The sequence below is a fragment of the Ruegeria sp. BG9 genome (assembly GCF_056538305.1).
The window spans coordinates 79,859-95,265 of record NZ_JBQFSY010000013.1; the positions used below are offsets into that span (position 1 = coordinate 79,859).

12 protein-coding genes are annotated in these 15,407 nt (G+C 58.5%); 3 read left to right on the forward strand and 9 right to left on the reverse strand.

Features of this window, described 5'->3' with window-relative positions; all coding sequences use genetic code 11:
• Positions 1-33: 33 nt before the first annotated feature.
• The 7 genes from ACR0I8_RS20680 to ACR0I8_RS20710 form a co-directional block, all read right to left on the reverse strand.
• A complete protein-coding gene (locus ACR0I8_RS20680) occupies positions 34-1,179 on the reverse strand; it encodes an ABC transporter permease (protein WP_170692684.1) in 1,146 nt (381 codons plus the stop codon).
• Positions 1,176-2,102 (reverse strand): ABC transporter ATP-binding protein, encoded by a 927-nt coding sequence (locus ACR0I8_RS20685; protein WP_170692686.1) that lies wholly within the window; start codon positions 2,100-2,102, stop codon positions 1,176-1,178. The genes ACR0I8_RS20680 and ACR0I8_RS20685 overlap by 4 nt, the downstream gene beginning before the upstream one ends.
• Positions 2,099-3,061 (reverse strand): HlyD family secretion protein, encoded by a 963-nt coding sequence (locus ACR0I8_RS20690; protein ID WP_480703580.1) that lies wholly within the window; start codon positions 3,059-3,061, stop codon positions 2,099-2,101. Before ACR0I8_RS20690 ends, ACR0I8_RS20685 begins: the two co-directional genes overlap by 4 nt.
• A 213-nt stretch (positions 3,062-3,274) precedes the next feature.
• Positions 3,275-4,057, reverse strand: coding sequence for an FkbM family methyltransferase (locus tag ACR0I8_RS20695; protein ID WP_170692688.1), 783 nt, complete (start codon positions 4,055-4,057; stop codon positions 3,275-3,277).
• Positions 4,054-5,133, reverse strand: a complete 1,080-nt coding sequence (locus ACR0I8_RS20700; RefSeq protein ID WP_480526190.1) for a glycosyltransferase family 4 protein — start codon at positions 5,131-5,133, stop codon at positions 4,054-4,056. The genes ACR0I8_RS20695 and ACR0I8_RS20700 overlap by 4 nt, the downstream gene beginning before the upstream one ends.
• Positions 5,134-5,353: 220 nt before the next feature.
• Positions 5,354-6,481: a Hint domain-containing protein gene (locus ACR0I8_RS20705; RefSeq protein WP_170692692.1), complete on the reverse strand. Its 1,128-nt coding sequence runs from the start codon at positions 6,479-6,481 to the stop codon at positions 5,354-5,356.
• Positions 6,482-6,695: 214 nt separating this feature from the next.
• The gene (locus ACR0I8_RS20710; protein WP_170692694.1) at positions 6,696-7,607 is read right to left on the reverse strand and encodes a LysR substrate-binding domain-containing protein; all 912 of its coding nucleotides are present in this window, start codon (positions 7,605-7,607) and stop codon (positions 6,696-6,698) included.
• Between the two features lie 90 nt (positions 7,608-7,697).
• Here ACR0I8_RS20710 and ACR0I8_RS20715 point away from each other — a divergent pair, with 90 nt between their 5' ends.
• From ACR0I8_RS20715 to ACR0I8_RS20725, 3 genes are all read left to right on the forward strand, one after another.
• Positions 7,698-9,218, forward strand: a complete 1,521-nt coding sequence (locus ACR0I8_RS20715) for a trimethylamine methyltransferase family protein (RefSeq protein WP_170692696.1) — start codon at positions 7,698-7,700, stop codon at positions 9,216-9,218.
• 119 nt (positions 9,219-9,337) lie between these two features.
• Positions 9,338-11,806, forward strand: a complete 2,469-nt coding sequence (locus ACR0I8_RS20720; protein ID WP_170692698.1) for an FAD-dependent oxidoreductase — start codon at positions 9,338-9,340, stop codon at positions 11,804-11,806.
• A 15-nt stretch (positions 11,807-11,821) separates the two neighbouring features.
• Positions 11,822-12,811 (forward strand): GlxA family transcriptional regulator, encoded by a 990-nt coding sequence (locus ACR0I8_RS20725; protein WP_170692700.1) that lies wholly within the window; start codon positions 11,822-11,824, stop codon positions 12,809-12,811.
• Between the two features lie 30 nt (positions 12,812-12,841).
• On the opposite strand, the gene speB is transcribed toward ACR0I8_RS20725, so the two are convergent.
• Positions 12,842-13,825, reverse strand: coding sequence for an agmatinase (gene speB / locus ACR0I8_RS20730; protein WP_170692702.1), 984 nt, complete (start codon positions 13,823-13,825; stop codon positions 12,842-12,844).
• 97 nt (positions 13,826-13,922) lie between these two features.
• Positions 13,923-15,401, reverse strand: coding sequence for an aldehyde dehydrogenase (locus ACR0I8_RS20735; protein ID WP_170692704.1), 1,479 nt, complete (start codon positions 15,399-15,401; stop codon positions 13,923-13,925).
• Positions 15,402-15,407: the final 6 nt, after the last annotated feature.

Genomic DNA, 15,407 nt, shown 5'->3' on the forward strand with positions numbered 1-15,407 from the left:
GCCTGACACGCAGTTCAAGCGCCAGATGGTTCGCTAACCCAGACGCTTCTTGAACCTCAGCGTTGCTGCCAGCAATCCGAAAATGGCAAAGCCGATCATCCACAGGATCTCCGAGCGCAGATCATAGAGAGACGCATCGCGCAGAACCACGCCTCGGATCATCTCCATGAAATGCGTCGCCGGCAGCACCTGTGCTATGATCTGAACCGGTTGCGGCATGCCGTCGAACGGAAACATGAACCCCGACATCAGGATAGACGGCAGCAGGATAAATAGGGTCATCTGCATCGATTGAAGCTGGTTCTGAGCCAGAGTGGAAATCACCAGACCCAGCGAGAGGCTGGCGATGATGAAAAGCAGCGTCACCACCAGCAATGTGCCCAGCCCTCCGTTTATGGGGACGTCAAACAGCAGATGCCCAAGCCCCAAAATGATCGCGACCTGGATCAGACCCAGAAAGATGTAGGGGATGATCTTGCCCAGCATCAACTCGATCGACTTGATCGGTGTGTTGATCAGCATCTCCATATTGCCGCGTTCGCGCTCCCGAACGATCGCGGCCGAGGTGAACAGGATCATCGTCATCGTGAGGATCACCCCCACAAGACCTGGCACGATATTGACTGCGGATCGCTGTTCGGGGTTGAAGTAGAGCGTCACCTCAAATGTCGGAACCTGCCGGTTGGCAGGTAGCCTCAGCAATTCGGTCAAGGGCATTGTCCGCAGGGATTTGATCGCGCTTGCCACCATCGTGTCCGAGCCATCGACGATCCAATGCGCGACGGGTCGACTGCTGGTTTGATCTGTCGAATTGGGCAAGCCCAGCCCAACAGACGGGCTGCGGGCAAGGCGCTGGCTGACGTCCGGAGGGATGATCAGCGCGGCCCGCACGCGGGATTGCGTGATCGCGCGCTCGGCCTCTTGTGGGGATGTCAGTTGCTCCGTGACGGTCACGACCTGAGTGGCCTGAACCATCTGCGTCAACATACGGGACAGCTCGGTTTGGGATTGATCGACCACAGCCACAGGTACGTGGCGCAGATTGGTGTTGATCGCATATCCGAACAATAAAAGCTGGATCAGCGGGATCATGATGACCATGGCGAAGGTCATCCTGTCCCGCCGGAGCTGCAACAGCTCTTTCCTGAGGACGGCTGCGATCCGTCGCGCCGAGATCATTGGTCTTCCCCCCGCGTGGCGCTGACAAAGACGTCCTCAAGATTTGGCCTCTGAGGTGTCAGGGACAAATCGGAGAACCCCTCAAGCCGGGCGCGCAGCATGTCCACCGGCTGAGGTTCGGACTTGTCCACCAGAACCCGCAAGCGAGAGCCGACCTGAGCGGTCGACAGTATCTTCGGCGTGCCGTCCAGCTCATGTTTGACCTTGCGCAGATCCGGGCCTTCGACCTCGACAACGTCGGCTTGAAGATCATTCATAAGCTGGCGCGGTGATCCGTCCGCTTTCTTGACACCATGCTGAAGGATGGCTAGGCGGTGGCAGCGCTCGGCCTCATCCATAAAATGGGTGGAAACGATCATGGTGGCACCCTGATCGACAAGATCGAACAATTGCTCCCAGAATGTGCGGCGTGTTTCGGGATCAACGGCCGAGGTCGGCTCGTCCAGGAACAGCAGTTTAGGCCGGTGCAGGATCGTGGCCGCAAGGGCCAGCTTTTGCCGCTGCCCTCCGCTCATGCTGCCGCTGAGTTGATTTACGTTGGTCGTCAGGTCGTAAGTGTGTAGCAGCTCGTCGATCCGATCTTTCGCTGCTTTTGCGGGGATACCGTAGATTTCCGCCGCGAACCTGAGGTTCTCCAGCACGGTCAGGTCGCGGTAGTAAGAGAAGATCTGGGTCATGTACCCGATCTCGTTCTTCAGCGGTTCTGCTGCCTCGGGCATGGATCGACCCAGAACCGAGATGGATCCGCTGGTCGGTGTCAGCAGCCCTGTGAGCATGCGCATGGTCGTGGTTTTGCCGCAGCCGTTGGGGCCGAGAAACCCGTAGATCTGGCCTGTATGGATCTCAAGATCCAGATCGTTGACGGCGGTGTTTGTTCCGAACTGCCGGGTCAGGCCGCGTGTCGACACAACGACATCTGTCATGGCATGGGAACCTGCACTGGAACCCCGGCAGGCAGGTCCGGCGACGCGGTGGGCAGATCAATCTCGGCCAGATAGACAAGCCGCGTCCGGTCATCTTGGTTCAACCCGTAATAGGGCGTGAAGGACGCGTCGTCGCTGATCCAGCGAACCACGCCGTCCAACGGGGCATCCAGCCCGTCGACATTCACCTCCAGCGTATCGCCGGGTTTCAGCTTCACGCGATGCGGTTCGGGTACATAGACGCGGGCATAGGGCGTCTGTCCCGTGACCAGAACCGCCACCGGGCTGCCCGTTGTTACCCGTTCACCAAGGTTCCAAGGCAGCGAGTCCAGGACGCCGTCGCGCGTCGCGACAACGGTCAGATCCTCCAAGACGGTCTGTTCCGCATCGACCGACGCTTCGGCTGCACGGACGTTGGCTTCGGCGACGGCCAGATCTTCGGGGCGCGTGCCGTTTTGAAGCTCTTTCAACGTTTCCTGAGCACCGACCAATTCGGCCCGCGCCGAGTCCCGCAAGGCCAGATCATTTGCAACCTGCGCCTCGGTCACGACCGAGTTTTCCACCAGGCGGGCATTGCGTTCATAGATTGCTTCAGCATCGGCCAATCGCGCTGTGGCTCCGGCGACTTTGGCTTCAGCAATCGCGATCTCTTCGTCGCGCGGCCCAACCTGCAGCTTCAAAAGAGTGGCTTTTGCCTTCTCCAGTTCCGCCTGCGCCAGGCTCAGCTTTGCAGTCTGCAATGTTGGATCAAGTTGAACCAGCGTGTCTCCGGCCATGACGACCGAACCTTCGGCAACGGGTAGATCGACGATGATTTCGCTGGCCGTCGCGGTCAATGCGACGCGGTCGCGTGCCAGTACGCCAAGGGCTACACTCGTATCCGAGGCAGAGCATCGGTCCAGAACCGCAGGCAGTATTACGGCCAATATCATAGGTATGGGGATCGACAAATTCAGCACGGGGTCCCTCCGGGTGTTAACCTCTGCTCGAGTTGGACGGTTTGTTGAACCATACAATCATGAAATCGGAATTGTATATGTTGTCTAGCCTTCCGCGAAGACCGCACCGATCATGCGATGCGTTGTGCCGGTTTCAAACCTTAAGCTTGTCCTGACACACCATTTACCTGCCATGCCTTCGGCAGTGTTGGATCAATGGGGTTCTCAAAAGCATCAAAAGTCAAAACGCGCGCTGTCATAGCGGGCGAAAAGAACATCGCAGTCATCAGACTCCTGACGAATGGGTCTGGGGAAATCCAGAATTTCAAACCCGTTCTGACCCATGAAAGAGACCAGCTCTGAGAACCTGTATCCACCCACATAACGCCGTTTCACATTCGCTTCGGCCAACACAAACTCGGTTCTTTTCAGGGTTTCGGTTGCGCCTTTCATGACCTCCAACTCGAACCCTTCGGTATCAATCTTTATGCCGATCGGGCCCTGCAGGTCCGCCGTCAGACTGTCCAGCTTGCGCATTGGAACCTCGCGCGTTTCAAACGATGCGAACTGGGCTTTGTTCCGCCCTTCGAACTCCATGGCCGTTGCTCGGCTTGTGCGAGTTTTCGTGGCCGTTGAGGGGATGTTGACCGTGATGTTGCCGTCTTCGGGACCTAGGGCGCAGCATTCGAACTGGAAGTCCAGTTTGCCTTCGTATTTTTGGACCCTTTGCTGGGATTCGATCAACGGGTCCACAAGCAGGAACTTTGCTTGCGGAAAGGCGTCGTAGATCATCGGGGTGCCCTGATCTACGCCAATATCGATGACGGATTCAGGCTGAAACCCGAAGCCCCGCAAAACTGCGGCGGTTGGTTTGGTCTGTTCGATTTCAAACCCACGGCGCGACAAGGCGCGAAACAACTTGCGCGGTCGGATTTCGGCGCCCGGCTCTTTTGGCGCTAGGTCTACCCCCAGTTCACGCAGGTGACGAAGGAACAGGCGAGGGGTTGAACGTGTCATGTCGCGGGCCGGTCTGGTTGGTGGTCAAGAAGGATGTTCATCAGCTTGGGGCTTATCACCTCGGGCGCGTGTGTCTGCGCATGGTTCGAACAGGCCTGTCGCAGCCTCTGATACTCGGCGGTTTCCATCTGCAGCGACCGGATCATGGCGCGGATCAACCCTCGGGGCAAGCTTGGGTCATAGAGTGTTGTTTCATGCAATTCCGGCGGTGTGATTTCTTTCATTTCGCGCAAGGCAGGACCGATGATCGGCAGCCCAAAACTTAAGGCCAGTGAAACAGTTCCCGAGCTGAACAGCTCGGAATAGGGAGCCAGAAAGAAATGCGCGTTCGAGAAGATCTCTGGGATCTCCTCATCCGGGATACGGTCGGTTCTGAGCGATATGTTCCGGTTCCAACCGAGGCGCCTCAGCAACCGTCTTTGGCTGCCGAAAGCCTTGCCGTACATGTTCAGACTATAGTCATAGTCCCGCTTTGTCAGCTTGGCGGCGGCGTCCCGGATGCGCTCGGCCCCTTTTTCACCCCGAAACATGCCGAAGAACAAGAACGTGGTTGGGCTGCGATCCGGCATAGGACGCGCCAGTGTGATCTCTTGCGGCTCATATGACCCGAGGTAGCTTGGATGGGAAATCACATGAATGCGGCTCGGGTCGGCCCCGTATTCCGAGATCATGTGATCGCGGGCATGGGGGGCGTGCACGTGGATGGCGTCGACCCGTTTGACCAGCGATTGGCGGGCCTCGAGAAAGCCGTCAAGGCTGATCACCTTATGCGGGCGGGCGTTGTGAATGGTCCAGACCAACCGACCGCCCTGCGCGCGGTAGCTGTCAATCGACTGTTCCGCCTTGCGCAAAAGATCCGCGTTCTTCTCCGCATCGGCCTCACGGCCAAATATCCGGTCATCCCAATGCAGATGGGTGACAGGGTGTTCGGCTGCATCCAAACTTAACATAGCGCCTTTGCCGCCGCCCACAAACGCGACCCCGTCAGCCGCACAGCGATACATCAGATTGCGCTGATAGGGGTTCCCGCCTGCGGTCGGAATGTTGAGGACCTGCACCGGATTTCCGCTGTTCACAAGGACCCGCCGATTTCGTCTTGGGCGGGCGTGGCGTGTTTCATTTTGGGGTTCGGCGAAACTGTCACTTGGCTCATATCTACCCAAATTAAAGGGTCTGTTATCGACTGCATTCAACGAAATTGGATGCTCGGCGTCTGCAGGCTTGCTTGATGATGGGGGTGATAGCAACCCTTTTCTGCCAGCAACCCGGGCCTGGGCCAAGCGCATGGTTCCCTGCTCAGTTATGAGCAGCCTGACCGTCGAACAGGGGTTTGCGGTTCCCACGGTGACGCTCGACAAGCTTCGAAATCCACCTGCCCTTTCCAGGCACCAACCTTGCCGTCAGCGGTCGAAAATCAATCGTCGCGCATTCAGGGAACAGCTCTTTGATCTCTTGCCGCGCTTCGGGCGAGATGGACTGCATGGCTAGGGGTCCTAAAAAGAGGCTTTCCGTGGGCGTGCCGTTGGACCAGATGATCTCATGCTGATCGAATAGGATGTGGTGATACCGAACTCCACCAGACAGGTCGCCCAGAACATCTACACCGCTCAACGGCAGCAGTTTCTTCGCGGGCAGCAGGACATCCTGACAGTCGAACATCCGCTTGGCGATAGTGGAGGAAACCAATATTCGGTGCTGAGGTGACACGATCAGATCGCGCTGCGGATAGCCAGGACCCAGCGCATTCGCCCTGATCACAATGGGTTTGAGATGCGGCTTGTCCTCAAGTTGGTTTTGGCTCAGGTAACGAGAGCCAATCCAGCAAACCGGCCGCAGCCCATTGTCATATGTCAGGACCTGATCACCGACCTTCAGGTCCTCGACCCGGATAAACCCCTCGGATGTTTCGATCAGTGTTCCTGATGCAAAACAGGGTACATCCTCGAATTCACCGCTCGCATTGGTCGGGCCGGTCACGACCTGATCGATTTCGATGGTGTTGTCACCATCCTCGTTCCAGGCGGCGGCGATTGCGTCGGTGTTGACGGTTAGGCCGTTGAACAATTCCAGCGGAACAAGCGCGCCATCGTCGGACTTCACACCGAACAGGGCAATGGTCCCGTCCGGGTTCACCTCGAGCCGGACAACAGGATCAGTGTCCGAGTTTTGAAGCTGCCATACGGCGGGCGTATTCACCTCGTATCGATCACCATCGGCAAATCGCACGGTTTGACCTGAGGTCCCGCTAATCTGGAATTGCAGCTCATTGGGTGCTCCGGCAGGGCCGCCGACAAAAAGATCAACACCGTTGATCTGCGCGCTGAAACTGTTGTCGAGCAGTCTGAAGTCGATGACAAACCCCCCGCCGGGGGTTGTGTCGATAAATGTGGTGGATGCGCCACCGACGATGCTGAAATCTGGCATTCAAGTCTCGTTTCAACCTGTAACCTGTTTTCCTTCCGTAGACGCGTAAACCCTTGCTTCTTCAAGACAGAAATTCGTTCATTTTGTGAAAAACTCGCCCTTGACGTCAGGTCCAATTGTTTTGGTTTTGCCTTAAACCGAAGTGAGAGTCCGCTAGTTGCGAGCCCTGACGCATGTGCGTTGCGAGCGCGCGCCTCTAAATGGCTTGCCGCACTCAGGCGGCTTCGTCCAGAGTGCGCAAAATCCAATCCCTCACCTTGCGCGCATCATCGGACAGAGGGGTCTTTCTGGACCAGACCAGATAAAACCCTTTGCCCGTTGTCCATTGCCAATCGGATCTGGCAGCCAGCAGACCCTGCTCGACCAGACGGTCCGTCAGGTGCTTCCATCCGAAGGCAAACCCCTCACCAGCCATCGCCGCCTGCAGGACAAGCGCATAGTCATTCAGCCGCAGCCCCGTGTTCGGGACCGCCGTCCGGACCGAGAAATTGGCGAACCAATCGCTCCAACTCGGACGCTGACGAATGGGTTCCTCCAGGTGAATGAGGCGTTGAGACAGGAGATTCGGCAGGCTTCGCAGATCAACTGCGGCGGCCATGACGCGGGGTGAGGCGACGGGATAGATCGCCTCAGGCGCGATCAGAGCGCTTTCGCAATCCGCCCAGTTTCCATCCCCCAGACGCACTGCAAGGCTGATGTTTTCCGCGTCAATATCCGGTTCCCGGTCACTGGATTGCAGGCGCAAGTCGATCTTCGGATGCTGGCTTTGCAGATCGGCCAGTCGCGGCATGATCCAATAGTTGTTGAAGGCCGTCGATGCGCTGAGGGTGACATAACCCGCCTGTTTGGTCTGTCGAATGGACTCAACCGATAGGGCCAATTGCTCGAATGCCCTTGAAACATCCGCCAGCAGCCGCTCGCCCGCTCCGGTCAGGACGACTTGACGGTGACCGCGCGTGAACAGAGGCGTTCCCAGGCCTTCTTCCAGCCTACGGATGGCAACGCTGACGGCGGGTTGCTGCACGTTCAGCTCCTGCGCGGCGCGGGTAAAGGACTGAAGGCGGGCGGCAGCCTCGAATACGACCAGATTGCGGGGGGAGCCAAGCTGTTTCCAGAGTTCTTGCATAATCTGTGTTTATGCTAAGCATTCAAATTTTCAAGCGTCACATGCGTTTTCTTGACAGTTAATATGCACCCAAAAAATGGAGTGTTTTAAATGGCTCGGCGCGCACGTCAATCCCGTTCCCGCGGTTCCGAGGCCGGCTCTGTCCCGGCTTCCCCTTATATCCAACGAAAGTTGGCGTATTTTGACCCTCTGAACGAGGAGGACCTAGTCCGCCTTGAGGCTCAGGTCGACTGGATTTTCCAGGACGTGGGAATCGCCTTCCGCGACGACCCCGAAGCGCTGGAACTGTGGCGCCGCGAAGGGGCGCGGGTCGAAGGCGATATCGTACGGGCCGACGCGCAATGGATTCGCAGCCTGTGTGCCAAGGCGCCCAAAAGCTTCACTCAGGTGGCGCGCAACCCTGAGCGCTCAGTGGTCATCGGTGACGGCAATCAGGTTTTCGCGCCCGTCTACGGCGCACCTTTCGTTCGTGATCTGGAAGGCGGTCGCCGCTACGGCGATATCGAGTCATTCGAAAAGCTGGTGAAATTGACCTACCTGCATCCGAACCTCCACCATGGCGGTTTCGTGACCTGCGAACCCTGCGACGTGCCGGTCAGCAAGCGTCACCTCGATATGATGTTTGCGCATATGACCCTTAGCGATAAGCCGCATCTGGGTGCCATCACTGAGATGAGCCGCGCACAAGACAGCGTCGACATGGCCGAGATCATCTTCGGCGCGGATTTCATGGAAGACAATTGCGTCATCATGGGCAACGTGAACACGAATTCTCCATTGCTGGTTGACCGCGTTGTTACCGAAGCGGCACGGGTATATTCGACGCGCGGACAAGGCATGATCGTGGTTCCGTTCATCTTGTCCGGCGCAATGGGTCCGGTCAGCACTGCCGCAAGTGTTGCACAGGCCATGGCCGAGGCGATGATGGTCTGCGCCTACGTCCAACTGCTGCGCCCTGGAGCGCCTTTTGTCCTGGGCAACTTCCTGTCGTCCATGTCGCTGAAATCCGGCGCACCGACCTTTGGTATGCCCGAACCAGTGATCTCGAACTACGCCATCGGCCAACTGGCCCGCCGTGCTGGTCTGCCGCTGCGTTGCGGCGGCTCTCTGACGGCTTCCAAGATCGAGGACGCGCAGGCCGCCTATGAATCGGCGGATTCGATGCATTCGACCATGCTGGCCGGTGCAAACTTCATTCTACACTCGGCCGGTTGGCTCGAAGGCGGCCTGTGTACTGGTTTTGAAAAGCTGATCATGGATGCGGACCGTCTTGGCTCATACCAAAAGGTCCTCAGCCAAGGGTTAGACACCAGCGACGACGCCTTCGCCCGCGACGCCTATGATGAGGTCGACGCAGGCGGTCACTTCCTGGGCTGCGCCCACACCATGCGCAATTACCAGACTGCATTCTACGAACCCAAGCTGAGCGACAGCGAAAACGTCGAAAGCTGGGAAGAGGGCGGTTCCAAGGACATGCGCCGCCGCGCCTATGAGCGCTGGAACCAGATGCTGAACGAATACCAGCCCCCCACAATGGACGAGGCCAAGAAAGAAGAACTGGCCGCTTATGTTGCCAAACGCAAAGAAGAAATTCCGGACGCCTGGTATTGACGAAGGCGATCCCTTCATCTGGCCAGAAATATCCTCGGGGGTGAATTGAGCAGCAGGCTCAAGAGGGGGCAGACAGCCCCCTTCCCCCATGACCACAAGAAACGACACAGGAAATACCCATGCCTGAGATTCAAAAAGACGAAACCACGTCTGGCAAAAAGCTGCCCTCCCACGCCAAGGTCGTTGTCATTGGCGGCGGCGTCGTCGGCTGTTCGATCCTCTTTCACTTGGCCAAGTTCGGCTGGAAAGACGTTGTCCTGCTGGAGCGCGACGAGTTGACGTCCGGCTCCAGCTGGCACGCGGCGGGTCAAATCCACACGATCAGCTCGGACCCCAACATTTCGCGCCTGCAGAGCTATACCATTGATCTCTATAAAGAGATCGAGGAAACCTCGGGCCACTCAGTCGGAATGCACATCACCGGCGGTTTCTACGCGGCGTCAACCAAGGAGTGGTACGACTACCTCAAGCGTGAACGCTCGAAAGCGCGCTACATGGGCCTGCATCAGGAATTCATCAGCCCGCAGGAACTGGCCGAGCGTCACCCGCTGATCGACCCCAAACACTATCACGCCGCCCTCTGGGACGAGCAGGATGGCGATGTCGATCCCTCGGGCGCAACTTACGCCTTCGCCAAATCCGCCCGTCACCACGGCGCGCAATACTTCACCCATTGCGGCGTGACCTCGATGAGCCAGCGCCCCGATGGCAGCTGGGATCTGAACACCCCTAAAGGCGTCATAAACGCCGAGCAGGTTGTGAACTGCGGCGGCCTCTGGGCGCGCGAAGTGGGCCATATGTCGGGCATCCACCTGCCCGTACAGCCGATGGAGCACCACTATCTGATCACCGACGCGATCCCGATGATCAAAGACCGGATGGAGAGCATGGGCGAAGCCGGTCGTCTGCCCGCAGGCATCGACTATGAGGCCAACATCTATTTCCGTCAGGAACGCCACGGCATGCTTCTGGGCACTTACGAGCCGAAATCGACCCCATGGAAGGTCGATGGCACGCCATGGGATTTCGGCCACGAGCTGCTGCAACCCGATCTGGACCGGATTGCCGACCGTCTGGAAATGTCGTTCGAACGTATCCCCGCCATTGGCGAATCCGGTATCAAGGACACGATCAACGGCCCGTTCACGTTTGGCCCCGATGGCAACCCGATGATCGGCCCGGTTCCGGGCATGAAGAACTACTGGGTCGCTGTGGGCGTCATGGCAGGCTTCTGTCAGGGCGGCGGTGTTGGCCTGACCATGGCCGAGTGGATGATCGACGGCGAGCCTTCGATCGACGTCTGGGCAATGGACGTGGCCCGCTTTGGCGAGTTCGCAACGCCGGACTGGGGCACCATCAAGTCCTCGGAAAACTATGAGCGCCGCTTCGTGATGACCTTCCCGAACGAAACGCTGCCCAAGGGCCGGATGCAGAAAACCACTGCGCTCTATGACCGTCTAGTCGAAAAAGGCGCCGTGATGGGTCAAGGTTTTGGTCTGGAAAACGCCTTGTGGTTTGCCAACAACGCCGAAGACGCGCATGAAACGCCGACTTTCGAGCGGAACCGCAGCCACGACTATGTCGCGCGCGAAGTCAAAGCCGTGCAAGAGGCCGTCGGCGGTATCGAAATCGCCAACTTCGCCAAGCACGAGTTCAAGGGCGCTGGCGCGCGTGAATATCTGAACCGCACTCTGGCTGGTTACGTCCCGAAACCGGGCCGTCTGGCGCTGACCCCGATGCTGACCGAAAAGGGCCGCCTGTACGGAGACCTGACCGTGGCATGCCTGGGTGACGATCACTTCATGCTGTTCGGTTCGGGCACGATGCAGGACGCACACTGCCGTTGGTTCGAAAAGGACCTGCCTGCGGATGTGAGCTATGCGAATGTCTCGGACGACTGGCACGGGATCGCTCTGTCTGGCCCCAAATCGCGCGAGCTGCTGGCCCGTATCACCCGCGACGACGTCAGCGCCGAGGCGCTGAAGTTCCGCGACCTGCGTCAGACCTTTGTGGGCGGCGTGCCGGTGATCCTGAACCGTATCTCGTTCTCGGGCGAGCTGGGCTTTGAGATCTACTGCAAGCCGATGTACCTGCTGCGTCTGGCCGAGGCGATCGAAGAGGCCGGTGCCGATCTGGGCTATCGCTGGTACGGCGCGCGTGCGCTGATGTCGCTGCGCCTTGAAAAAGGCTGGGGCGTCTGGACCACCGATTTCCGCCCCGACTTCAACGCGGTCGAATCCGGCATGGACGTCTTCATCAACTGGAATAAGGACTTTGTCGGCAAGGATGCGACGCTGAAGTTCAAGGAAGACGGCGTTGCCCGCAAGCTGGTCACCATGACCATCGACGTGGACGGCATCGACGTCTCGAATGACGAAGCGATCCTGAAAGATGGCGAAGCGGTCGGTTATGTCTCGTCCGGCGGCTACGGCCACCGCGTCGGCAAGTCGATGGCGATGGGCTACGTCGCAACCGAGAGCGCTGCGCCGGGAACCAAGCTGCAGGTGGAAATTCTTGGCGCGTTCTATGACGCCGAAGTTCTGGGCACACCCGCCTATGACGCCAATGGCGCCAATATGCGGGCGTAAGAAAGGAAAGCTGGAATGGGTCGTCCTGAGATCAATTTTGCAGATGCAAGCACACGGGTGAATGAGCTGAACCGCTTCATTTTCCTGCTGACGTCGGGGTTCTCTGCTTTGGACCTTGGGGCCGGGATCGACTCATTGGGGGCGGCGAATGCCGCCTCCGAGCAGGCAATTTTCGAATGGAATATCGTCAGCGAAACCGGCGAGGCGGTGACCTCATCCTCGGGGATGACGGTTGCTGTTGATGGCGGTTTGATCAAGACCCGCCGGGGCGATTGTATTGTCATTTGTGGGCCGATGACCGTGGATCGGTCGATCTCGAACGAGTTGAAATCCTGGTTGCGGCAGGGGCGTCGGTTCGGCGTTCAGCTTTGCGGCATCGGGGGTGGGTCCGGTATTCTGGCTATGGCCGGAGTGGCCAGCGGCCAGAGCCTGAGCGCACATTGGAAACAGCAACCCGTGATGGTTGAGCTGTTCCCCACTGTGGAATCCAACTGCTCGGTCTTTGTAGATGAAGGCCCGATTGCGACCTGCGGCGGAGGTGTCACCACGCTCGATCTGTTCTCATCGCTGATCGGTCAGGCCTGTGGTCAGACTGTTGCCTCCCGCGTGGCGGATCAATTGCTTTATGCGTCGGTGCGTCCAAAGGACGGCAGGCAGACGCAGACGGATCTATTCCGCTTTGGCCGCCGTCATGAGAAGCTGGCGACCGCCATCATGATCATGCGCGAAAACCTTGAAAACCCGCTGTCGCCCAGTGTCGTGGCCGAAAGCGCGGGCCTTTCGACCCGACAGCTTGAGCGCCTGTTTCAACGGTACGTTGGCACAAGCCCAAAGAATTATATGACGCGCCTGAGGCTCGAGCGTGCGCGCACCTTGTTGCAGCAAACCGATATGCGGGTGCTGGATGTGGCCATCGCTTGCGGCTTTGGCTCAGCCAGCTACTTCTCCAAATGCTTCCGCCGGTATTTCGGAACCTCTCCGCATATGCAGCAGAAGTCGGTCTGAAAGACCGAGCTTTAGTCCGAAAACCTGCTCTTACCCCGCGCTGGGCGATCCTTTGTGGTGCAGAATACGCCCAATCGTGTTCATGAGGATCTGTGCCGCCAGAATGGCGGTGCTGCCCGTGTGATCATAGTCCGGGGCCACTTCGACCAGATCCAACCCCACCACATCACCGCGCTGGGTCAGACCGTCGAGCAGTTCCAGCACTTCATAATACAGGAAACCACCGTGGCTGGGTGTGCCGGTCCCGGGCGCGATGGAGGGATCGAAACCGTCGATGTCTATGGTGACATAGTATCTGGCGCCTTCCGGGATCCGGTCCAGAACGGCCGCGTTCCCCAGTTTGCGCAATTGCCGGACGGACAGGATGTCTGACCCCATACGACGGGCGTCCTCATAGCCCTCTTTTGCGGTCGACGAGACGTTGCGGATGCCGATCTGTGTCAGGCCCGAGACATAGGGTTTTTCCGCCGCACGCCGCATTGGGTTTCCATGCCCGAACCGAACCCCGTGCCGTTCATCCACGAAATCCAGATGCGCGTCGATCTGAACAATGTGAATGGGGCCGCTCTTTTCGCAATCGGCAGCAAAGGCATCTATGCAGGGGATGTTGACCGAATGATCTCCGCCCAGAACCACGGGCAAGGCCCCGGCCTCAAGGCATTTTTTGACGCCGAATTTTATGTTCTGATGACTTTTTTCGGTGCTGGTATGCACGATATCCGCATCGCCTAAATCCACGATCCGGGTGGCTTCCGCAGGCAGGTAGGTGATGTCATCCTCATGGTCGTATGCGCCGCCATGCCCGAAGGAAAACAGGGTCGAGGCTTCGCGGATGGCGCGTGGCCCGAACCGCGCGCCGGGCCGGAACTGAGTGCCAAAATCAAACGGAGCGCCAAGGATCGCGACATCAGCGTCGATCGCATCCCAGTCGCTGACATAGGGATATTTGCCAAAGGTCGAGATCCCGACAAAGGGCAAGTTTAACCGACCGCCTTCATATCCATGTGCGCTCATTCTTCAGTCTCCAACCGCTATTCTTGCGCCATAGTGTGGGATAATTTTCAGAAGGGCCATAGGGTTGTGGAGAAGAGGGCGAAATCTATCGCCACGCTCAGCGCATCACGAACGGGTTCGACATGGGTTGATCAGAGGTGTTCAGCCATACGGTCTTGGTGCGTGTGTAGTCCTGAATGGCCTCGATCCCCGCTTCGCGGCCATAGCCAGATTGGTTGTAGCCGCCAAACGGCGCGATGGGCGACACCGCTCGATAGGTGTTGATCCAACAAATACCGGCCTTCAATCGGGACGACACCCGGTGCGCGCGGGCGACATTTTCGGTGAACACGCCCGATCCCAACCCGAACGGGGTTTCGTTGGCCAGAGCGATTGCTTCTTCCTCGGTGTCGAAGGGCAACAGGGACATGACGGGCCCGAACATCTCGACTTTCAGGGTCTCGGTCTCGGGTGACGCACATTCGACCAGAGTGGGCGCCATGAAGTTTCCGGGCCGGTCGAGGGGCGCGCCCCCAAACCGGATGCGCGCGCCCTGATCGGAGGATTTTGCCAGTACCGTCTTGATATTGGCGATCTGCGCATTGGTGCAAAGCGGCCCGATATGGGTTGCGGCGTTCAACGGGTCGCCTACGATGACGTTTTTCATCTTCTCTTCGATCCTGGCTGCCAAGGCCTCCAGAATTGGGCGATGTATCAAACCACGTGAGCCCGCGACGCAGCTTTGCCCAGAGGCTCCGAAATTGCCTGCGATCAGGCCATTTGCGGCCCCGTCCAGATTGGCATCGTCAAATACCAAAATCGGGGATTTTCCCCCAAGCTCCAGCGTGGTTACGGCGAAGTTTTCGGCCGAGTTGCGAACCACATGGCGCGCGGTTTCCGGGCCGCCAGTAAAGGCGATGCGATCCACGTCGGGGTGTCGAGTCAGGGGGATGGCGCAGTTTTCTGCATCGCCCGTGATGACCGAGACGACGCCGGGCGGGAAGCCCGCCTCCTCGACCAGACGCGCGAATTCCAGCATCGGAGCGGGCGCAATCTCAGAGGCCTTCAGCACCACCGAACATCCGGCGGCAAGGGCTGGTCCCAGCTTGGTTGCCGTCAGGAACATCTGCGCGTTCCAGGGCACAATTGCGACGACGACACCAATCGGTTCGCGGCGAGTAAAGACATGCAGGTTGGGTTTGTCGATCGGAAGCACCGCACCTTCGATCTTGTCGGCCAAACCAGCATAGTAACGATAGTAGTCGCCGACATAGGCCGTCTGGCTTGCCGTTTCGGCAAGGAGTTTTCCGCTGTCTTTTGTCTCAATCTCGCCGTGGCGCTCGGCATTTTGTTCAATCAGCTCGGCAAGCCGGAACAACAGTTTGCCGCGCGCGGTTTGCGTCAGATCCCGCCAAGCCGGGTCATTCAGGGATCGACGCGCCGCCGAGATGGCACGATCCACGTCCTCGGGCGCGGCGCAGGCGAAACTAGACCACGCTTCGCCGGTGGCGGGGTTTTGCGAGGTCATGACCTGCCCGTTGGCGCCCTCGGTCCAGGTTCCGTCGATGAAAAGCTGATAGTGTGGGTTCTGTTGCATCACGGG